Genomic DNA, 16,306 nt, shown 5'->3' on the forward strand with positions numbered 1-16,306 from the left:
AAATTTTCCCAATATTGAGCAACCCGAATAAAGAACACATTGGTGTCGTTATTCGGGTTGTAGTTTGTTGTATATATACTCAGTCATTTCGTTTCGCTTTAGCAATAAGTGATGCTTGCTGCTTCATACGTTTATCAGCTTTTTTATCATGCACAACTAAAATGGCATGAATTAAACCGGGGACGTAAAAAATTAGTGTGAGGATTAAATTTAACACAGCCTGAATGGGTTTACCCACTAATAATACGGCTAAGGGCGGGAAAAGAATCGCGATTAAATATAAGATAATAAACACTCTCCAAAAATAATGATTTTCACCTGTTTTACGACTTGATAATCTACAAATACTTGCTTTACTTGAAGTATAAAGCAATGCGCTCCATTTTTCTAATGATCCCCCTTGCTATTGCCTTGATAAATATATGCTCGAGTGCCCGATTCATACCAACCGACATTCTGACTTGAGATATATTTTTTGAGGGATTCTTTATTTGGGATTAAGCATGAGGGATGGCTTAGGAAAAAGGAAATTATCGTTTTGGCTGGTAGTGGGCAATGTAACGCTGATTTTTTTAGAATAATCAGAAAACTAATTGAAATGTTTGCATGCACACCATAAAAATACAGAAAAAGCATTCTCGAATTTGATATTGAATGGTTTCATTTTGTAGATCCAGGCTTGCATAGGGTTGCATCGGATGTAAAGTTTAAGTATTCGGATGCTCAAAAAGTGGTTAAAGCACAAGTCGAATAAATTGCCGAATGTAAAGTGGATGCCATCCTGATAACCTGTACGAATTACATCGCCTTTTTAAACGAAGAACAACTCTCCATGACCATGCCTATCATTAAAATCGATGAACCATATTTTGAACAAATTTGCCAACTGCAGCAACCGCAAGTCATATTATTCACGAACCCTGCTACTGTTGAAGGAACTGTCAAACGTTTAAATGCACATGCTGAAAAATTTGAGGGTGTGGATTTTGAAGTAATCATCATCGAAAATACGTTTGAATTCATTATGCAGGGATTGGGTGAAAAATATAACCAGGTAATCGTTAATTTCCTGCACCACTTTAATAACGGGAAAAGACCGCTGTCCGTGGCTCAATTATCAATGGTTGAAGCAGCTAAGCGTTATGAGTTTCAGACAGGAAATATAATTTTAAATCCATTGCATTCATTAGTGGATACAATCATCGATCAACTAAAATTAAGTTCATTGAATGGTATTTGAATCAGGGATTTCTAGTGAATCCCTTTAATTGTTAAATTAAATGAAATGTGTCTTCCTAAAGAACTCCCTGTATGAACATAATGCAGGTTTTTTTTATTTTTCCTTAGTCCGGATTTGTTCACGTATGGTTTCAAGCTCTTCAAGGGATAGATCGGTCAGAGAATTTTTTATTTCTTCTTCGACCCTTTTTCGATCAAGCTCCCTATATTCGCTCCACCAATCCCGCAACCCTTCGGTATTTTCAAGAAGATATTCAATATCAATTTCTTCTTGTTCATCATCTGATAAATATCTCATGACTGCACCTAATAAACGGTTTAATTTGACTATTTCGCTTTCCTTATCACGTGAAGCAAAGGTATCCTTCACTTCAGAATCATCTTTAGCTGGAACATTCCGAGGCGTCATGGGTATCCTCCTGTTTTTAATAGTAGTTTGCCTTAAAAGGACCGGTTTCAATATATGTTTTTTGCAAAAAGGTTTTTAAAATATTTTTGTTAAGGAGGATCTCAACAAAATGATTAATTATAATTTCAACATAAACCTCGTTAGAATATATATTTGTTATCATCACCATTTAAAAGGTTTAATAAAAGTATGCCGTAAGTAAGGGGAGCATAGAAAAAGGAAGCACACTAAGCCATATGCCTTGCACCATTACATCATCAACATGTTTACATGCTTCTTTCAGCAAGCTTAGTAACAATGAAACAAGCTGTCATTATTGGATTCAGCTTAGGATGTTGGTGAAGCGATACATTCAGTTACAGACTCTGTTAAAAAAGCCACTAACGGCTTCCGGACAGAGTTTTCCTAGAAAAAATCCAAAACCAAAAGCCAATTTAGATAATAAGAACATATTAAAAAGATGAAAGACACTGCCGGATAAGGAAGTGTCTTTTTTGATGGTATGTATAATAATAGCCGTACTCTTAGGCTTCATCTGGATATCGCCGTTATTATCTATTAGACCCATTTCTCTCATACAGATCTCATTATACCCTGTATGAGAATATGGAAAAAACCTAAATTTTGTATGGATTTAAAACAAGCTATTATTTTTCGGTCTTGTCACCTGTAGACTGGCCGGAAGTTTTTGATTCATTGGAATGTTTGACGCCTTTACTTACATATGGTTTGGCGCTTTTTTTCTTGTTGGCACTAGTTTTCCAACGATTCCAGCCCTTCTTGCCCGTACCTGTTCCCGTACCTTTACCCGTACCACTCTTAGCCTTAGCTTTACTCATGAAATCACTCCATTACTATTGTATGGTTAGATTAAACCATTTTACTTGATTATTACCCAAGTATGTTGAAATATACAGTAACCGCGATGATATGTACAGGGAAAGGCTCAATATTTTTTATCTGAATCTTTATAAACCAATAAAAGTAAGGATTTTTTGGATGGAACTTACTTATTCTTACTTATTGTTCCAATGATTTGCTGTGTTCATAAAAACTTAGTGGAGCAAAGTGGATGGACCTGGTTATAGTCATTTTATCGATATGGACCTGGTTTTAGTCAAAAAGATACTTATTCCAATTTTTTTGCAAATGGTCAAGTAGTGCATGAAAGTTAATAATACAGCGCCCGTATTCATTCCTAAAATGATGCCTCCCATATTAAGTGAAGCTTGGGACCCTAGGATATACATCATTAAAAATGCAACGATGTGGGACCATACTGTATGGATGAAAGCATCTTTCACTAAGCCCAGTCCGATGAGATAGGCTTGCATTGGAATGACAAAAAAGTGAAAAAGGAAATAAGGGCATAATAATTTTAAATAGTATGAGGCAGATGTTGAAGAAAAAAAGAGAGAGGTCAAAGGTTCCGCAAAGAAATAAATGAAGAACACAGCTGGAACCCCGTATAATACGGTAAAAGTCATCGATTTTTGCAATAAAACCCTCAATTTTTCCTTATCCTGTTTCTTGTGCGCATTCGAAACATTCGGTATGAGCATGATCATTAAGGAATGTGCGATAAAGGCAGGAAAGAAGCCGATTGTCATCGCTACTCCAGTGAGCATCCCAAAATGCTCTGTAGCCACAACCGCACCGAATCCTGCTGAGAGAAGGGCAGTATGGATCAAAAAAGGTTGAATGGCATTTGTTATGGCATGAAAAATCCTTAACCCTAAAGTAGGCAGCGAAACTGCCAATAACTTTTGTCGTGCATGTTTACCGGTTGTTCGCGAGTTTGTACCGCGTTTCATGATACGCATTTGAAGGATCAAAAGGTTTATCAAGTATAGAAAAACGAGGAACTCACTGCCAATCAATACAAAAAAGGCCATCAACAATGATTTTTCTTGGTTAAAATGAAATAAGTTAAAGATGAGGAAAAGCAAACCAAATTGAATGATATCTTTCAAAAAGTTGGAAAAGGCAATCTTCCCCATTTGTTGGACACCCATGAAATACCCTCTTGCAATCGACGAGAATGCAACTATTGGGATTAAAGTGATGAGCAGCCATTTAATATAAGGATGATATCTGTCCATTATGGATGAGAAGGAAAGTATGAAAGGCATGACTACGCACATGACCAACACGATGACTGCAGCCATTTTAAGTGCATGGATGACAAGATTATAATGCATTGTCTGTTTATTTTCAGCAACGAATTTTGAAATGGAAATATGTAATTCAAGGCTGGCAATCACATATATCAAAAAGAAAATTGGCAATATGGACATATAAAGCCCCATGCCCTCTTCCTGTAATTCCCTGGCTAGGATCATGTTCACTAAAAATTCAATACATTCACCAAAAAACGCTGCGACAATCAAAATGAGCGTTCCCTTATAAAAAGACTTCATGTTGGACCACTCCTAACAAGGTGTTTGTATAAAGATATGAGACATGCCTTGGAATATTCATAAGGAACTCCACAAAGCGATGATACATAATGTGGATATGGCTAGGGGGAATACTGATTGATCTTTGTTGGAAGATAATAAATAAAATCAAGTAAGGATGGAAAAGTGGAAGAAATCGATTGGTTAATGTAATTTCTTACGGAGAAATATTTACCCAATCCTTCAGCATCAAAAGGGTTCATTCAAGTGATGGTTTGCATTTATTTCATTCTTCTGATCAGGGCAGGTTCCATTTGGGCAAAAGTATCGGATGAATTATGAAACATTAGTCGAAGCCTTGATTTTCACTTTGTAATTCATGCATTATTTTGCTATCCTTTAGCAGAGGGGATGATCAATATGAAATTCACATCTATTAGTCAATCAAACATAGATGAATTGTGCATTGCGTTTGAAAGTTGTCTTACGAAACATGACATTACATTTAAATATGTAGATATGAGGGAAGATAACGGAATCTTATCGTTTATTTTTTGTAATGACCCGGATAAGGCTAGATCGGTCGAATTGGAAAGTGAACGCTTCATTGGATTAGATACTGAATACATAGCCAAGGAAATTTTAGTGCCAATCTTGCCTAGATTAAAAGAATATGCACAAAAATAAAATCATCGATTAAGATGATTTTTTTGTGATACCTTGTTAAATGTCATGAGATTTACTTTCCCTATATTCTATAGCTTAAATAGAGCTTTTATCCAGTTGGCAAAACTGAAATGCAACTTCCAATTATTTATGGTTAAGTATAAAAAATACCCTGGGTATGAAATCATCCAGGGTATTTTTTCTCTATACTGATTTTATCGGAATCGAAGATTGCTTTCCGTCGCTTTACTCTTTTCCACAGCAATCCGGATAAGATTAAATGACCATTTTTTTACCGGCATTTAATTGAACTTCCTGCTTAGGAGTTTCTGCTTTCTTGTTTTGCTTCACCTTAAAATGATAAAACGCATAACAACCAAGGAAGAATGTTCCTCCGCAATAAAGGGCCATTCGCTGTTCAGGAACAAACGCTAGACTGATCATGACTATGCAGTTTGCTATTAAAGCAAGAATGGGGATGATTGGGTATAACGGTACTTTGAATTTCAGATTTTCTACCTTTCCGCCTTGGCGGGTATATGATTTTCTAAAAGCAAGAAGGCAAGCCGCTATGGCGATCCACCCAATTTGTGCTCCTAATCCTGCAAGGGAGAGAAGAAAGACAAAAACTGTTTTTGCAGCTACAACACTTGAAAGTAAAGACAAACCGGCAACTGCCAGGGTGATAAGTAAGGCATTAAGCGGAATCCCTCTCTTATTTACCATACCGAGCTTCGGACTTGCCATTCCTTCCTTGGAGAGCGAGTAGAGCATACGAGTCGCAGCATAAAGGCCGGAGTTCGCAACTGACAATAGTGCTGTAAGAATGATGAAGTTCATGATGTCAGCGGCATACGGAACACCGATACTATCTAGAACAACAACGAATGGACTTTCAACGATTCCAGCTTTTTCCCTTGGAATCATCGCTGAAAGTACAGCGACAGAAAGAACAAAGAAGAAAAGGGTCCGCCAAACGGTTTGTTTGATGGATTTAGGTATGACCTTTTCTGGGTTTTCACTTTCTCCAGCGGCAATTCCGATTAATTCTGTGCCCTGGAATGAAAAGTTCACTGTAATCATTGTGATAAGCAGGGCAGATATCCCATTGGGAAAGAGACCTTCACTTAAAAAGTTGGAGAAAAATGGAGCTTCTTGTCCACCTTTCATATCAATGATGCCGAACATAGCAGCACTGCCAACTATGATGAACAAAATGATGGCCAATACTTTTATGCTGGAAAAAACAAATTCCGATTCTCCAAATGCCTTTGCTGATAAGGCGTTTAGTAAAAATATGAGAAAAGCAAAGATTGCACACCACATCCAAACGGGTGATTCAGGAAACCATCTTTGCATAAGCTGTCCTGCTGCCAGAAACTCCAAGGCAACTGTAACGGCCCAACCTAACCAGTAAAGCCATCCAATGGCAAAGCCGGTTCCAGGACCGATGAATTTTGTCGCATATGTCTGAAACGAACCGGAAACAGGCATGGCAACCGATAGTTCACCTAGACAAAGCATCGTTAAATACATGATGAATCCGCCTACTATGTAAGAGAGGATAGCACCGATGGCCCCTGCTTCATGAATGGTGTAGCCTGAACCAAGGAAAAAGCCGGTACCAATACATCCCCCTATTGAAATCATAAATAAATGTCTAGCTTTCATGCTCCGTTTTAATTCATTTGGTTGATTATCTGCTGTTTTCATTGAAAGACTCCTTTACCTGATGGGTGCAAACGGTTTCATTTATGTTGGGACGTTATTAGGGAATTTGTGTTCATTCACAAGTCTAAAAGCTTCGTTTTGAATCTTAGGTGATGCCGAATTCCCTCGGAATAGAGATTACTTCTGCATGTAAGAAAGATGTGACAATGAACATATGTATCCATGCAGAATAAATTTCGATAGCGCCGCTTAATAAAGAAAAGGAAGCCAAGCGTCAGGAAACCAGGGATGTGAATTGATTCATGTCGATCATCCGCAAATGGGGAGAGAAGCACCCTGATGAATTATGGGATTTTTCCAATGAAGCATCCATTAGTGAACTCTCTCTATATTTCTATCTATAAGTGTCATTCCAATAGAGTTCGATTTATTTTACATCTACCAGTAAACCTGAAGTGATAAGGTGATCTTCCGCTCCATAAAGCAGTTTTTCCCCAAGCAATGAGCCCATTAATGCGACAGCAACTTCAGCCGTTTTATTATGCTCGTCCAATATTGGATTTATCTCTACAAACTCTGCAGATGTAATGATATTAGCTTCAGCTAGCATTTCCATGGCAAGATGGCTTTCACGATAACTAATACCTCCCATTACAGGCGTTCCGACCCCTGGTGCATCATCTGGATCAAGGCCATCAAGGTCAAGGGATAAATGTACAAGTTCCGTACGTTCTTTCAGGTAGGCAATCGATTCTTCCATCACTCTTGTCATACCCATTCTATCAATCTCATGCATAGTATAGACTTTAATACCTTTTTCCCTAATTAGCTCTTTCTCACCTTCGTCTAAAGAACGAGCCCCAATAATGACAATATTCTCTGGTTTGACTTTTGGGGAATAGCCGCCAATGTTAGTCAGTGCAGGGTGGCCAAGGCCTAAACTTACTGCAAGGGACATACCATGGATATTTCCTGATGGGGAAGTTTCGGATGTGTTTAAATCGCCATGCGCATCATACCAAATTACCCCTAAATTTTCAGAATGCTTTGCTAAACCGGATAATGTGCCGATAGCTATACTGTGATCTCCCCCCAATACTAAAGGAAACCTATTTGATTGGATGACTTCATCCACTTTTTGACTTAATTTTTCATTACCTTCTGCAACATCCTGCAGATTCTTTAAATTTGTGTCGCTATCACTTTGTGCTCTTTCTTTTATCTCTACTATAATATCACCTTCATCACGGACAGTATAGCCAATGTTCTCAAGTCTTTCACTCAATCCTGCATATCTGATGGCACTAGGTCCCATATCCACTCCTCTTCTAGTTTGACCAAGATCCATAGGAACACCAATTATTGAAATTTCTTTTTTCATGTAAAATTCTCCCCCTTCAATTTTTCTTCCCTAGTATAAGGGTAAAAGGCTTGATGACTCAACTCGACATTTTTTTGAATATTTATACGATTGAAAAAAGGGTTAAAGTCCTGGGTTAAAATTCCTATTGACGATTGGTGAAGAATATAAAATCATTACCGTGTAGGGTATGTGAAGTAATTAAAAAAGGTGGGTGGAATACCTGTAAAATCTATACTCTGATGATGTTTCGGATGAGAGTGGGAGCTCGCCGGATTAAAATCTCCCGTCAAGGATTCCATCGAAAGCATTGAATGTTCTTATTAGATAAATTATTCAGGAAATGGAGCGGCTACTAATATAAATCATGGAAGGGTTTTTCGGTTTCATATTGAATAGTATATGTTTCTGACCAGAGAACCAAGAGCTGTTCGCCAAATTGAGGTTAACTGCGAGAAACGAAACATAATTAGTCCAACATGTCGGCATATTCTATGAATCTTGGATTGTTCATCTTTAGTATGGTTTTTGTACTAGTGGCAAAAGTTTGATAGGGAAAGCGGGAACTGCAGCTTCGAATTCATATTGGATATAAAGGTTTGCTGCTGGAAAACAAAAAAGGTAAAGTGCGGCAGGCTATGATTGCTGCTCCTTTCGCTTTGTTAAAAAATATGAGTGCCTTTAAAATGATTTACTCCATTCCTCATCTATATTCTACTATCATATATCCATGTTTAAGCCCTGCATCATTTTTTAGTGCAGCGATAATTTCAGTAAAGCGGTTTTCATCTGCATCCTGTTTCTTACCTGAAAGGGTGATCGAATGGTTGGGGCAACGTCATAATCTTTATAGCTTGCTGGTTTATTCGGATCAATCTTCAATTCTTTCCCGATCCCCTCATCAAAGACCAAGAATAATTGATAATAATCGCCTATTTCTTCCTGAATCTCATTCCACTCTTCACTATCTGCAATATCTCCCATATCCTTGGATATCAATACGTCCCCCAGCTCATATAAGGCCTAATTTCTTTTTCAGCATCATCTTGCCATTTTTCAGATTAGAAAGTATCTTTCATTTCCCCTGTTTCATCATTAAAGAAAACTAGAGATTGTGTACCATATTTTTCATGTTTCACTTTAGCTGCATATTCAAAATGGTTCCGATTACCCTTATTATCATGTAGGGCATCATATATTTCGGTTTTATCTTCAAAGTTTTTCACTAAATACCGTTTAGCTTGAATTCTAACCTTTTTTTCTTCATCAGGATCTGGTTTAATACTCTGTGTGAATGAAAACACAAGTATCACGACTCCAGCCATAATCAGTAAGAAAATAGTTAGTAAAGTCAGTAAAACCTTTTATGTTTTGCTCAAGGAACACCCTCCCGTTATCTCTGCTAATAAATTACTTGCAATCTACAATATCGGGATACTTTGTTACAATATTTATATGGATAGTACCCTAAAGGGAGAGATTTATTTGGAAACCTTTCAAAGAGAAATGAATCATAACCGAGATGAATTCAGAAAGATGAGGTGGAAACAGCATCGTTTACAAGTTACAGGGTTATTCGATGCCGTTTTTTCGAAAAAAGAGATTGTTGATAAAGTGGCTATCGTTGGTGCAGGGAATTGTGATGATTTGGATATAGAATATCTGGCAGCTAAATGCAATTCCATATATTTATTCGATATTGATATGGAAAGTATGGAAAAGGGTACAGAGAATTTGCCTGAACATACACGAAAAAAAATTCAGCTTGTTGCAATCGATGTTACAGGCCTCGATAAAATGGAGTTTGATCACCACCTATCTTCCATGCTGGATCGTGGTGAAAAGGCAGAGGAAATTATTCAGTATGTAAAGGATACCGAGAATCGGTTAGGCCAGCTTTCTGAAAGTGTTTTTGCCAATCATTATAATGGTTTTGATGTTGTAGCAACTTCCGCCATTTATACTCAACTTTTTTATAATTGGGCCAAGGAACTGCTTTCTGATTACTCAAACCAATATCAAAATCAAGACGCAGAAGAGATAAAGAACGGACTTTTAGATTTAAGGGATGAAATAGTACGTACGTTGAATCACTCTATTTCTAAATGTATCAAGGAAAATGGATTCTATATTACATGGACTGATATCTTAAAAATCGAACCTGAGTATATGGATACCATTAATGAAGGGCTGAGTTCCATCTTTGCCTTAGCTTCAAACGTGGGTTATGGGGCAGCATTGATTGGGATAAAGTCTTTTATTGAAAAAGTGGGTAAAAGTGAATTATCCCTTCGGTATTGGCCATGGGATTTTAATACAAATAAACAGTATTTAACCATTGGAATTATAGGGAGATTGAAATGATTGTAATATAACCGAAAAACGGAATGGAAGGGATAGGTAAGCATATCAACTGCTTTACCTATCTTTTTTTTGTCCCTTAGGAATATTTTTCATCAATTTCTAAGGGGAGATAAAGGGGACTTTTCTCAAGGAATCAAAAATCATATGAAAAGTGTAAAAAAACGATAAAATTTTTGACTATTTGTCTAATGAAATTACAAACTGGTGTAGATATAATGAAACTGTTGAAAACAGAATATTCCAACAAGTTAAAGTAGGGACAACAAAAGAAAAGGAAGTGGTGAGTGTTTGAAGGCTGATATCGTATTCATAAACGGCGAGGTCATAACAGTGGATCAAAAAAATTCAATCGCAGAAGCCTTGGCAGTTAAAGGAAACCGCATCTGGGCAGTCGGAAAGAATCATGAAATGAAGGGTTTTATTGGAGAAGAAACAAATGTGATTGACTTACAGGGAAAGTCATTACTGCCTGGGTTTATAGATTCTCATATTCACCTTATATTGTACGGTGTCAACCAGTTGGCAATAAGTTGTAAAGCTGAACATATAGAATCTGTAAAAGATTTGTTAATCGATCTGAAGAAGAGAGCTTCGACAATCCCTAAAGGTGAATGGATCCGCGCCTGGGGCTTCAATGAAACCGCTATTAAAGAAAAACGTTATCCAACAATTGCAGAGTTGGATGCGATTTCAACAGACCATCCCATTATGGTAACCCGTACATGCAGCCATATATGTGTTGTGAACAGCCGGGCGTTAGAGCTTGCCCAAATTGATGAAAACTCAGAGAATCCAAAAGGCGGGATTATTGAAAAGGATAAGGCGGGGAGGATTACAGGCAAACTAATTGAAACAGCAAATATGATAATGGCCGAGATTGCAAGTTATTCAGAAAGTGAACTGTTGAAAGCAGTGAAAATTGCGTCGGAGCATTTCATTGCCGCAGGCATAACAAGCATTCATGAAGCTGGTGCTTATGGTCCTGAAAGTTTCCGTTTAATGCAGCAAGCCATTAAAAGTAAGGATATACGTGTTCGCATCTATGCGATGGTAGGTTCATTGAACAATTCGCATGAATTTGTAAATAAAGTGGTATCTTCTGGAATCGTAACCGGAACTGGGGACGAAAGATTTAAAATTGGACCGGCTAAATTGTTTACGGATGGCAGCAGCACCGGTCCAACGATCGCTACCCGTGAGCCATATTCGAGTGATTCTGGCAATTTTGGCATTCTTTATTATAAAGAAGAGGAGATCTATCAAGTATTAGGTAAGGCACATAAAAAAGGCTATCAGATCACAGTCCATGCCCAAGGCGACAAAGCGATTGAGATGTATTTGAATTGCGTGGAAAAGGCTTTGAATGAATCGCCCAGAATAGATCATAGACATAGAATTGAGCATGCTGGAATTTCTTCGCCAGATTTACAAAAAAGGATGAAAGAACTTGGAGTCATCCCAATCCCCAACCCCCCATTTCCTTATGAATTCGGTGATATATATATTGAACACTATGGCAATAGGGTCAACCACATGTATGCCGCCCGTGATTATATTGATAATGGCATCCTGGCCGCAGGTGGATCTGATGCTCCCGTTACTGATCACGACCCTTTATTAGGCATACATGTTGCTGTTAATAGAAGAAGCAGATCCGGTACGAAAATAGGTACGGTTCAATCGATTAGCGTATTGGAAGCAATTAAACTATACACATGGAATGGCGCCTTTGCGAGTTTCGATGAGGACGTCAAAGGCAGCTTAGAGGTAGGGAAGCTGGCCGATCTAGTAGTATTGAATGATAGTATATTGAAAGTAAATCCTCAAAATATTAAGGATTTAAAAGTTGAATCAACGATTCTAAACGGAGAGATTCTCTATCATAGAGAAACATTGGTGGAAATATAATCGATAGGAACTATTAAACGACAAAAACCTTAAACTTCAATTTTTTGCTTAAGCCAACGTATGTAGAATTTAGCAGGTTATCTAAAAGGGGGATATACATTATGAAAAAGCAAAAGTTATTAATTAATGGTGAGAGACTGAGTCATACGCTCGAGAAATTTGCGGATTTTGGACGCACAGAAAACAACGGAGTTACACGATTATCCCTGTCCGAAGAAGATCGATTAGTCCGTGATTACTTTTGCTCTTGTTGTAAAGAATTGGGGATGAACATTAAGGTTGATGACATGGGGAATATTTACGCTACTTTAGCGGGACTTGAAGACAAACCGCCAATTGTTATGGGATCACATATGGATACCGTGAAAAAAGGCGGGCGGTTTGATGGTATCTTGGGTGTAGCTGCAGGCTTGGAAGTCGTGCGGACTCTGGTGGAAAATAATATCCAGCCTAAAATTCCGGTAATGATCGTCAATTTTACGAACGAAGAAGGAGCCAGATTCGAACCTTCCATGATGTCATCGGGAGTTCTTTCAGGTAAATTCGAAAAATCCATCATGCTGGAAAAGACGGATAGTGAAGGAACCACTTTCGAAAGTGCCTTGAATGCCATTGGATACGCAGGAAATAAAGAGTCCCGTTTAAAAGAAGCGACGGCATTTCTAGAATTGCATATTGAACAAGGGCCCATTCTTGAACGTGAATCATTAACGATCGGTGTCGTTGAATGTGTCCTTGGAATGGTGTGCTATGAGATAGAAGTTACTGGAGAATCCGATCATGCGGGAACCACCCCGATGAATATGAGAAAGGATGCTTTCTTTACTGCGAATAGCTTGATTATGGAGGCTCGTCAGAAATTAGGCATGCTTGATGACGATTTGGTTTTTACGATGGGGAGGGTAAATGTGTTTCCTAATATCCATACGGTTATCCCTAATAAAGTGGTTTTTTCGCTAGAAGCGAGACATAAGGATTCCAATGTCATCGAAAAGGTGGAGGAAGTCATTGAAAGTCTTACAACTACAGGTTTAGAAGGCTGCTGCGACATACAAGTGAAAAAATTATGGGATAGGGATACCGTTTGGTTCGATAAATCCATTTGCAATTTGCTTGAGCAATCGAGCAATACATTAGGTCTACCCTATAAGAGAATGGTAAGCGGTGCTGGACATGATGCGCAGTTTATTGCCAGTTATATACCGACTGCCATGGTTTTCGTACCAAGCATCAACGGTAAAAGTCATTGTGAAGAGGAACTTACTTCTTGGGAAGATTGTGAAAAAGGCGTCAATGTAATATTGGAAACTGTCCTTGCCATACAGTCCAGTTAAGGAGAATATATGTTTTGTTGAAAGAAGGAAATGTCTATAACCAACGTTGATGCTATCAAACCATCAGTTTTGTTTGTAAGTCGACTTGACTGATGGTGATTCCATGTTAAGAGCCTAATTAGGGGAGGTTATAATTTGAAAGCTATTAAGCTATTGCTTTTTGTTCCATTTATAGGGTTCTTGGGTTTATTGCCCTATGCAAATAAAATAGAACCGTACATATTGGGAATGCCTTTTTTGTTATTTTGGGTTGCATGTTGGATGGTGTTGGCTTCAATTATCTTAATGATTGTCTATAAGTTCGATCCTGATAATAAAGGGAGTGATCCTGAATGAATATCTCATTACTCATCGTTTTCATTTTCTTGGTGCTAGCACTTTATTTAGGAATAAAAGCAAGAAAAGGGAAGGATATGGATATGGAGCAATTTGCCGTAGGGGGCAGGGGCTTCGGTACATTCTTCATTTTTCTCCTGATAGCAGGTGAAATTTACACAACTTTCACATTTCTAGGCGGAAGTGGGTGGGCTTACTCAAAAGGAGCGGCTGCTTATTATGTTCCCGCCTATATATTCTTAGCCTACGTCCTATCATATTGGCTTGTACCTAAAATATGGAGGTACTCCAAACGCCATTCCATTATCTCTCAGCCGGAGTATTTTGCATCTAAATACAAGAGCAGGTCAATGGGGATGATCGTGGCCATATTGGGAAGCCTGGCTCTCGTTCCGTACATAGTCATACAGCTCAAAGGATTAGGCATCATTGTTTCAGAAGCATCTTATGGAGTGATTTCACCAGTTGCAGCGAGTGTGATAGGTGCTGTGGTCGTAACTACTTATGTAATGATTTCAGGCATTCATGGGTCAGCATGGACAGCCATACTAAAAGATTTCATGATTTTGGTAGTCGTTATCTTTTTGGGGATTTACATCCCATTTCATTACTTTGGGGGCATACAGCCAATGTTCGAGACAGTCCAAGCGGCAAAACCGGAAATGTTAGTTTTGGCGGACCAGGGATTGAGTCAGTCCTGGTTTGTGTCCACCGTTTTGCTGAATGCACTAGGATTTTATTTACTGCCACAAACTTTCATGGTCGTTTTATCGTCGAATGGTGAAAGAACCCTCCGCAAAAATGCCATTGCTTTACCCTTATACACACTGTTACTGCTTTTCGTCTTTTTCATAGGATATGCAGCCATCATGGAAATCCCGGGTTTACAAGGAGCAGATGGAGATCTATCACTGTTAAGGCTGGCGATTCAAACATTCGATCCATGGGTGATAGGGTTTATTGGAGCTGCAGGTTTATTGACGGCCCTTGTACCGGCTTCAGTCATGCTAATGGCTGCATCGGTAGGTCTGACTAATAGCTTTTTCAAAGTTCTGGTCCCTTCTGCGACTGAAACACATCAATTGATCGTCTCAAGATTAATTATTATTGGTATCTCAATAATCGCTTTAATTGTTACGGTAACAGGCGGCGAAGCTTTGGCCATCTTGAATATCATGTCATATAGTTTAATAACCCAACTGGCACCTTCCTTGTTTTGCAGTTTACCAAAAAACAATATAATTAATAAGTATGGGGCGATGGCAGGAATCTTGGCAGGCGTCCTAATCGTTTTATATGCGACAATTGCAGATGTGAAGGTTGCAACATTCCTACCGGGGACACCGCATGTAATTAATGATATCAGTACAGGTGTCATAGCTTTGTTAATTAATATACTAGTAACATTCGTTGTAAGTGCACTGACTAAACATATCACTATGCAAGGGAATGAAATGAATGATTTGAATAAGATTTCCTGATTCCGTTTAATCAAGTTATCCATTGGGATCACTGACAGGATGAACTGGTAAGGCATGATTTGGGAGGGATTTTGTGAAAATTAACATAACGGCTTGCCAATTCCGTGTAGAAAAAGTGTCAACTTTCAATGAATTTCAGAAACAAGTGGAAGAATTGATCAACCAAGTTCCCGAAAACTCGGATTATATCATTTTTCCTGAACTGTTAACTATCGGGTTATCAGCGACCTTTGGAGTACAGGATGCTTCATCCGATATCAGGATTGATGAATATACCAATCAATATAAAGAACTTTTCAGGTCAATTTCAAGAAAAAGAAAGCAGATCATTATTGCGGGCACGCATCTGGAACGCCGCGATAATGAATACTTCAATATTGCATACATTTTTGATAGAGATGGATCATACGTTGAGCATAAAAAAACTCATATCTTTCCTGCTGAAGCAAATTGGCGTACCTCTGAAGGCGATGATTTGGAGGTTTATTCCATAGGACCGGTTAAGATTGGAATAGCGATATGTTATGAAGCGGAGATACCTGAAATTTCAAGAATATTATCAGTGAACGGGGCCGACATCATTTTTTGTCCATCATACACGTTTACAGAGGCTGGTTTTTGGCGAGTTCGCCATTGTGCACATGCACGTGCAATCGAGAATCAGGTATATTTTGTTCATTGCCCTACAGTTGGTGAACCAGGGACACCCCTGCCGAACGGATACGGTCGTGCCGGTATACTTAGCCCCTGTGACAGCGCTTGGCCAGCAAATGGTATAGTAGTTGAGGCTAAAATGAATGAACATACCATTATTACCGGTACGGTCGATATGGACGAACTTTATGAGAATCGAAAAAGTGGTGCAGCAACCACTTTCAATGATCGTAATCGCCGAAAAGATATGTATGCGAAATATGAGCCATACGAAGGGCTGAAATAATCTGTTGGCAAAAACACTGTTAATACAAAAGTGTTCAGTTTGTAGACAAAAGGAGTTCTATCCAAATTTTTAAACATAGTTTATTGGAGCGGGTGTGCGAGACTCCTGCGGGAATAGCGAGTCAAAGGGAGACCCCACAGGCGCAAGTGCGCCGAGGAGGCTCCCACCGCCCGCGGAAAGCGAGTGCCCTACGTTCCAT

The 16,306-nt window shown here is 38.6% G+C and carries 15 protein-coding genes and 1 pseudogene; 8 read left to right on the forward strand and 8 right to left on the reverse strand.

Features of this window, described 5'->3' with window-relative positions; genetic code table 11:
• Positions 1-79: 79 nt before the first annotated feature.
• Entirely contained in the window at positions 80-286 is a 207-nt protein-coding gene (locus tag ACQKKK_RS15685; protein ID WP_427617447.1) for a YqaE/Pmp3 family membrane protein, read from the reverse strand.
• Between the two features lie 307 nt (positions 287-593).
• Here ACQKKK_RS15685 and ACQKKK_RS15690 point away from each other — a divergent pair.
• A pseudogene (locus ACQKKK_RS15690) lies at positions 594-1,240 on the forward strand (hypothetical protein).
• 93 nt (positions 1,241-1,333) lie between these two features.
• On the opposite strand, the gene ACQKKK_RS15695 reads toward ACQKKK_RS15690, so the two are convergent.
• The 3 genes from ACQKKK_RS15695 to ACQKKK_RS15705 all read right to left on the reverse strand — a co-directional run bounded on the left by ACQKKK_RS15695 (position 1,334) and on the right by ACQKKK_RS15705 (position 4,068).
• Positions 1,334-1,648, reverse strand: coding sequence for a hypothetical protein (locus tag ACQKKK_RS15695; RefSeq protein ID WP_427617129.1), 315 nt, complete (start codon positions 1,646-1,648; stop codon positions 1,334-1,336).
• Between the two features lie 647 nt (positions 1,649-2,295).
• Complete coding sequence (locus ACQKKK_RS15700) at positions 2,296-2,487, reverse strand: DUF3934 family protein (protein WP_427617130.1); 192 nt, start codon at positions 2,485-2,487, stop codon at positions 2,296-2,298.
• Between the two features lie 249 nt (positions 2,488-2,736).
• The gene (locus tag ACQKKK_RS15705; RefSeq protein WP_427617132.1) at positions 2,737-4,068 is read right to left on the reverse strand and encodes an oligosaccharide flippase family protein; all 1,332 of its coding nucleotides are present in this window, start codon (positions 4,066-4,068) and stop codon (positions 2,737-2,739) included.
• A 399-nt stretch (positions 4,069-4,467) separates the two neighbouring features.
• On the opposite strand from ACQKKK_RS15705, the gene ACQKKK_RS15710 reads away from it, so the two are divergent.
• On the forward strand, positions 4,468-4,734 hold the full coding sequence (locus ACQKKK_RS15710; RefSeq protein WP_427617133.1) for a hypothetical protein: 267 nt from the start codon (positions 4,468-4,470) through the stop codon (positions 4,732-4,734).
• A gap of 255 nt (positions 4,735-4,989) precedes the next feature.
• On the opposite strand, the gene ACQKKK_RS15715 is transcribed toward ACQKKK_RS15710, so the two are convergent.
• From ACQKKK_RS15715 to ACQKKK_RS15730, 4 genes are all read right to left on the reverse strand, one after another.
• Positions 4,990-6,426 carry an amino acid permease gene (locus ACQKKK_RS15715; protein WP_427617134.1) on the reverse strand — a complete coding sequence of 479 codons (1,437 nt, stop codon included), beginning with the start codon at positions 6,424-6,426 and terminating at the stop codon, positions 4,990-4,992.
• A gap of 385 nt (positions 6,427-6,811) precedes the next feature.
• Positions 6,812-7,765, reverse strand: a complete 954-nt coding sequence (rocF, locus tag ACQKKK_RS15720; RefSeq protein WP_427617135.1) for an arginase — start codon at positions 7,763-7,765, stop codon at positions 6,812-6,814.
• A gap of 732 nt (positions 7,766-8,497) precedes the next feature.
• On the reverse strand, positions 8,498-8,743 hold the full coding sequence (locus ACQKKK_RS15725) for a hypothetical protein (protein ID WP_427617136.1): 246 nt from the start codon (positions 8,741-8,743) through the stop codon (positions 8,498-8,500).
• A 62-nt stretch (positions 8,744-8,805) separates the two neighbouring features.
• Positions 8,806-9,048 carry a hypothetical protein gene (locus ACQKKK_RS15730; protein ID WP_427617137.1) on the reverse strand — a complete coding sequence of 81 codons (243 nt, stop codon included), beginning with the start codon at positions 9,046-9,048 and terminating at the stop codon, positions 8,806-8,808.
• 181 nt (positions 9,049-9,229) lie between these two features.
• On the opposite strand from ACQKKK_RS15730, the gene ACQKKK_RS15735 reads away from it, so the two are divergent.
• The 6 genes from ACQKKK_RS15735 to ACQKKK_RS15760 all read left to right on the forward strand — a co-directional run bounded on the left by ACQKKK_RS15735 (position 9,230) and on the right by ACQKKK_RS15760 (position 16,107).
• Positions 9,230-10,108, forward strand: coding sequence for a hypothetical protein (locus tag ACQKKK_RS15735; RefSeq protein WP_427617139.1), 879 nt, complete (start codon positions 9,230-9,232; stop codon positions 10,106-10,108).
• A gap of 288 nt (positions 10,109-10,396) precedes the next feature.
• Positions 10,397-12,016, forward strand: a complete 1,620-nt coding sequence (locus ACQKKK_RS15740; RefSeq protein WP_427617141.1) for an amidohydrolase — start codon at positions 10,397-10,399, stop codon at positions 12,014-12,016.
• A 101-nt stretch (positions 12,017-12,117) separates the two neighbouring features.
• Complete coding sequence (locus ACQKKK_RS15745) at positions 12,118-13,350, forward strand: Zn-dependent hydrolase (RefSeq protein ID WP_427617142.1); 1,233 nt, start codon at positions 12,118-12,120, stop codon at positions 13,348-13,350.
• Between the two features lie 135 nt (positions 13,351-13,485).
• Complete coding sequence (locus ACQKKK_RS15750; RefSeq protein WP_427617143.1) at positions 13,486-13,686, forward strand: DUF3311 domain-containing protein; 201 nt, start codon at positions 13,486-13,488, stop codon at positions 13,684-13,686.
• The gene (locus ACQKKK_RS15755) at positions 13,683-15,167 is read left to right on the forward strand and encodes a sodium:solute symporter family protein (protein WP_427617144.1); all 1,485 of its coding nucleotides are present in this window, start codon (positions 13,683-13,685) and stop codon (positions 15,165-15,167) included. Before ACQKKK_RS15750 ends, ACQKKK_RS15755 begins: the two co-directional genes overlap by 4 nt.
• 73 nt (positions 15,168-15,240) lie before the next feature.
• Positions 15,241-16,107, forward strand: coding sequence for a carbon-nitrogen hydrolase family protein (locus tag ACQKKK_RS15760; protein ID WP_427617145.1), 867 nt, complete (start codon positions 15,241-15,243; stop codon positions 16,105-16,107).
• Positions 16,108-16,306: the final 199 nt, after the last annotated feature.

Source organism: Peribacillus sp. NPDC006672 (assembly GCF_050274955.1).
Taxonomy (GTDB): Bacteria; Bacillota; Bacilli; order Bacillales; family DSM-1321; genus Peribacillus.

Excerpts from the sequence above, each read along its gene's own strand:
- rocF (WP_427617135.1), bottom strand. The coding sequence starts at position 7,765 with ATGAAAAAAGAAATTTCAATAATTGGTGTTCCTATGGATCTTGGTCAA.
- ACQKKK_RS15755 (WP_427617144.1), top strand. The coding sequence starts at position 13,683 with ATGAATATCTCATTACTCATCGTTTTCATTTTCTTGGTGCTAGCACTT.
- ACQKKK_RS15745 (WP_427617142.1), top strand. The coding sequence starts at position 12,118 with ATGAAAAAGCAAAAGTTATTAATTAATGGTGAGAGACTGAGTCATACG.
- ACQKKK_RS15710 (WP_427617133.1), top strand. The coding sequence starts at position 4,468 with ATGAAATTCACATCTATTAGTCAATCAAACATAGATGAATTGTGCATT.
- ACQKKK_RS15700 (WP_427617130.1), bottom strand. The coding sequence starts at position 2,487 with ATGAGTAAAGCTAAGGCTAAGAGTGGTACGGGTAAAGGTACGGGAACA.
- ACQKKK_RS15715 (WP_427617134.1), bottom strand. The coding sequence starts at position 6,426 with ATGAAAACAGCAGATAATCAACCAAATGAATTAAAACGGAGCATGAAA.
- ACQKKK_RS15705 (WP_427617132.1), bottom strand. The coding sequence starts at position 4,068 with ATGAAGTCTTTTTATAAGGGAACGCTCATTTTGATTGTCGCAGCGTTT.
- ACQKKK_RS15695 (WP_427617129.1), bottom strand. The coding sequence starts at position 1,648 with ATGACGCCTCGGAATGTTCCAGCTAAAGATGATTCTGAAGTGAAGGAT.